Annotated in this window: 3 protein-coding genes; 2 read left to right on the forward strand and 1 reads right to left on the reverse strand. The window is 50.7% G+C overall.

Features of this window, described 5'->3' with window-relative positions; all coding sequences use genetic code 11:
- On the reverse strand, nt 1-2,011 hold a 2,011-nt coding region (gcvP, locus tag AC3A8L_RS20300; protein WP_487964093.1), incomplete at its 3' end, for an aminomethyl-transferring glycine dehydrogenase.
- 253 nt (nt 2,012-2,264) lie between these two features.
- On the opposite strand from gcvP, the gene AC3A8L_RS20305 reads away from it, so the two are divergent.
- Nucleotides 2,265-3,398 (forward strand): hypothetical protein, encoded by a 1,134-nt coding sequence (locus AC3A8L_RS20305; RefSeq protein ID WP_487964094.1) that lies wholly within the window; start codon nt 2,265-2,267, stop codon nt 3,396-3,398.
- Nucleotides 3,399-3,408: 10 nt separating this feature from the next.
- Complete coding sequence (locus AC3A8L_RS20310; protein WP_487964095.1) at nt 3,409-3,975, forward strand: NUDIX domain-containing protein; 567 nt, start codon at nt 3,409-3,411, stop codon at nt 3,973-3,975.
- Nucleotides 3,976-4,309: the final 334 nt, after the last annotated feature.

Below are 4,309 nucleotides of genomic sequence, written 5' to 3' on the forward strand. Positions count from 1 at the left end.
CGTGAAAATCGACGAGGTGCGCAAGGAGGTTAAATCCGAGGTTGCATCGGTCAGAGCCGACATGAAGAAAGAGATGAATTGCTGGAAAACTGAATTGTTCGACTTTGGCGCTAAGGTCGGCCATGTCGACGTTGCCTTCGTCATCACATTTAATTACGACCACTTTCATACTGACCATTTGAGCTGAGGCCGGATTAGTGCCGTGCGCCGAAGCGGGAATTAAGCAAATGGTGCGTTGGTCTTCGCCTTTGGATTCGAAATATTTTTTAATCGCTACAAGCCCTGCGTATTCCCCTTGCGAGCCGGCATTGGGTTGTAAGCTAATGGCATCGTAACCGGTGCAGGCTTTGAGCATATCCTGTAGCTGTTCGAATAGCGCGCTGTAACCTTTGGCTTGGCTAATGGGTGCGAAGGGGTGCATGCGGCCAAATTCGGGCCAGGTGACGGGAATCATCTCGGCAGCGGCGTTGAGCTTCATGGTGCACGAGCCCAGTGGGATCATGGCGTGGTTGAGTGCGATATCACGAGACTCTAAGCGTTTGAGATAACGCATCATCTCTGTTTCGCTGTGGTAAGTGTTGAACACGGGGTGGCTAAGAATGGCGTCGGTGCGGGTTTGTTCGGCCGGAAGAGTCACGAGTGTATTGGCGGCATCGACGAGCTCGGCGGTTTTATCGTTGCTGGCAAAAATGGCGAGCAGGGCGTCTACGTCGCTACTGTGTGTTGTTTCGTTCAGGCTAATGGATAAGCGGTTGTTATCAATTAAACGTACATTCATGCCGTTGCTTTCGGCTGACTCTGCCAAGGCTTTGGCTTTCGGCGTGGTGATGGTAATGGTATCGAAAAAGGTATCGTGGGCTAATTCGAAGCCTGCTTGGCGAATGCCTTGGGCTAATGTTTTGGTTAATAGGTGTACGCGCTTGGCAATGCGCTTTAGGCCTTCTGGGCCGTGGTACATCGCATAAAAGGTGCTTAGCAGCGCAAGCAGTACTTGCGATGTGCAAATGTTGGAGTTGGCTTTTTCGCGGCGAATATGTTGTTCGCGGGTTTGCATGGCCATGCGCAGTGCTTGTTTGCCGCGGGCATCAATGGAAACGCCAATTATGCGGCCAGGGGATGAGCGCTTGTAAGCATCGCGGAAGGCAAAAAAGGCCGCGTGCGGGCCACCAAAGCCCATGGGTATCCCAAAGCGCTGGTTGCAACCAATAACAATATCGGCACCTTGTTTACCCGGCGCTTCAAGCAGTACCAAGCTTAGAATGTCGGCGGCCACGGTAATGAGCGCATTGTGTGCGTGTACGGTTTGCGCGAGTTCGGTAATGTTGTGTATTTGGCCGGTAGTGCTGGGGTATTGAATGAGTGCGCCGAAGTAGTCGTGTTCGGCGAGGGTGCTCACATCATCAACAATCACATCAAAACCGAAATGCTCGGCGCGGGTTTGCACCACGGCGATGGTTTGTGGGTGCACATCGCTGGCGACAAAATAGGTGTTACTTTTGCTTTTTTTGTTAACGCGCTTACTCATGGCCATGGCTTCGGCGGCGGCCGTAGCTTCGTCCAGCATGCTGGCGTTGGCCAAATCCATACCGGTTAAATCTAAAATCATTTGCTGGAAGTTTAATAAACCTTCTAAGCGGCCTTGCGCAATTTCGGGCTGGTAGGGCGTGTATGCGGTATACCAGCCGGGGTTTTCTAGTACGTTGCGCAAAATAACATGGGGCGTGTAGGTATCGTGGTAGCCCATACCGATGTAGCTTTTTAAAACTTGGTTTTGGCTGGCTAGCGCTTTAAGTTCGGTCAGTGCGGCCTGTTCCGTAATGGCGCTTTTAAGGACGCTGGTGGTTTCGGCCCGAATGCTTTTGGGTACTGTGGCTTCGATTAATTCTGCCATAGAATTTTTGCCAAGGCGTTCTAGCATGGCTTGAGTTTGAGCAGAGTCTGGGCCAATGTGACGACCGATAAATTCTACAGAATTTTCTAATTCCACCAGAGGCGACAAAGCATTAGGCATGATAAAAGCTACCTTTAAATAGGGGCGATACAGTGAGTGGTTGACTGGCAAGGGCTGCGTGCTTAAACGGTTTTATTCCGGTGTCGGCTGCTAGCAACTGCTGATAAATCAATAAAAAAGGGTAAAGCGCGGAAGACCGGCTGCAATGGGGCGCAATAATAGCAATCTGGCCTAATCCAAGCAATTCTTATACGCTGTGTTGGCGTGTGGGTGGGGCATTTATAGCCGATTAAAGAGGATGGAAAATTTACGCATGAGTATTTTGGTGATTGTTGCCTGTGTTTGGGTGTTATGGGGTGCGTGGCGGGGCTATAAACGCGGGGCTATTCGGGTGCTGGCTGGCGTGTTGTCGTTGCTGGGTGGATATGCGGCGTGCTTTATATGGGGCTGGCCGCTGGCGCAATCGCTTACCGGCAAAGTTACTCCGTTTTTACAATGGCCTTTGGCGGCGGGCGGCATTTTTTTGGTGGTAGCGGTGGTGGTGAATGTGCTGTTTTGGCCTTTGGCTAAGCGCTATAAACAGTCTGCTACAACGGCCTGGGTTGGTGCTGTAGGTAACAGCGCTATGGCAACGGTGATGTTAATGGCCGCTTTATGGGGCGCGGGTTTGGTTGCCGGTGCTATCCCTAGCCCTAATATAAAAGGTGTTTTACAGCAAATCGGCTATACAGCCGAGCACCCCCTTGTGCGTATTAGCAATGTGGTGATGTCCCGTTTAATTGGTGTTGGGCTTAAGTTGGTGGGCGCATCAGATGATCAGGTGCAAGCGGGCGTGGTTTTAGCGCAAGCGCCAGCCGCTGGTGTAATGCATTTGCAGGCCGTATCGGGCTCAGATGAAACTAAAATGCTGTTTCATAGCGAACCCTTAAAGCAGGCCATTGCAAGCGGGGATATTGATCAGTTGGTTCAACACCCCGATTTTGTCGCCTTTTCGCAACAGCCGGGTATGGAAAGCATGATTGCATTGGTGCCGCGCGGTAATGACGAAACGCAAGAGCAAGCTTTGGCAACCACGATGGTTGATGTTTGGCAGCGGGTGGAGCACATCAAACAATCTGAAGATACGCGTAAGGTTTTGGAAGACCCTGAGATTCAAGCCATTATGCAATCGGGGGATACCGCACGTTTAATGACTCACCCGAAAATGCAGCCTTTAGTGGCAGCGATAATGGGTGGCGGTATGGTGAAAACACCAGGGGAATCATCACCCGCAGCGTTAGCGCGCGAACCCGTTGAACCGGTATTTGGTGAAGACCCTCCGGTGCCTACTGGCCCGGCCAACGAGGTATTGTTCAAATGGAAAAGCGCCGATGGGCAAATGCACTTTTCAACATGGGACCGTATTCCAAAGGCGCAGCGTGAAGGTGCCGAGTTAATTAATTTATAAAGAGATTATTGTGGCGATAAAAAGCGTAGGGCCTTGGCAGTGTTTGGATTCTAAAGTGGTGTATGAAAATCCGTGGATTAGCGTGCGCCACGAAAACGTGATTACACCCGGTAAAACGGCCGGGGTTTATGGTGTTGTGCATTTTAAAGGCGCGGCGGTGGGTGTATTACCCATTGATGACGAGGGCAATACGTGGCTAGTCAAACAAACGCGTTATACCTTGGGCTGTGAAACCTATGAAATCCCCGAGGGCGGTGCTGCGCAAGGGGAAGAAACCATAGATTGCGCACGCCGCGAATTAAAAGAAGAGGTGGGGCTGGAAGCGCGGGATATTCAATATCTAATGACGTTACACCTTTCTAATTCAGTGACAGATGAGGCCGCCGATATTTTTATCGCCAAAGGGTTAACGCAAGGTGCGGTAGCGCATGAAGCGACGGAAGATATCTCGGTATTAAAGCTGCCTTTTGAAGAGGCGTTGGCGATGACACTGAATGGGGAAATCACCGATGCCATTAGCGTGGCTGCTATTCAGCGTGTGGCTTTGTTGAAATACCAAGGGGCGTGCACGGAATAAGTTGCTGGAGTTTGGGTTTGTGTGTGCTTGCTTGGCGAGGCGAAAATATGGCGTAATAGCCGGCTATTGCAAATATTCTTAACGAAGGCAAGCGTGCATCCATGAATTCAAAAACGGGAAGTTAGGGACGAGGAAACAATATTTCATCCACTAATACTTGATCTCGACCTCCTTACCTTCGTTGCTCAAAGCGTTACATGCCTCGGTAACCGCTCCACGACATTATGCTCCTCGATAACTGCTCCTGCGTTATCCTAATTAGCCACTTCCATGTGGCGATGCAATGTCTAATAAGGGGCTCCTGCCCCGATGCGTTACCCTACTGACCTATGTC

Source organism: Marinagarivorans sp. (assembly GCF_982758155.1).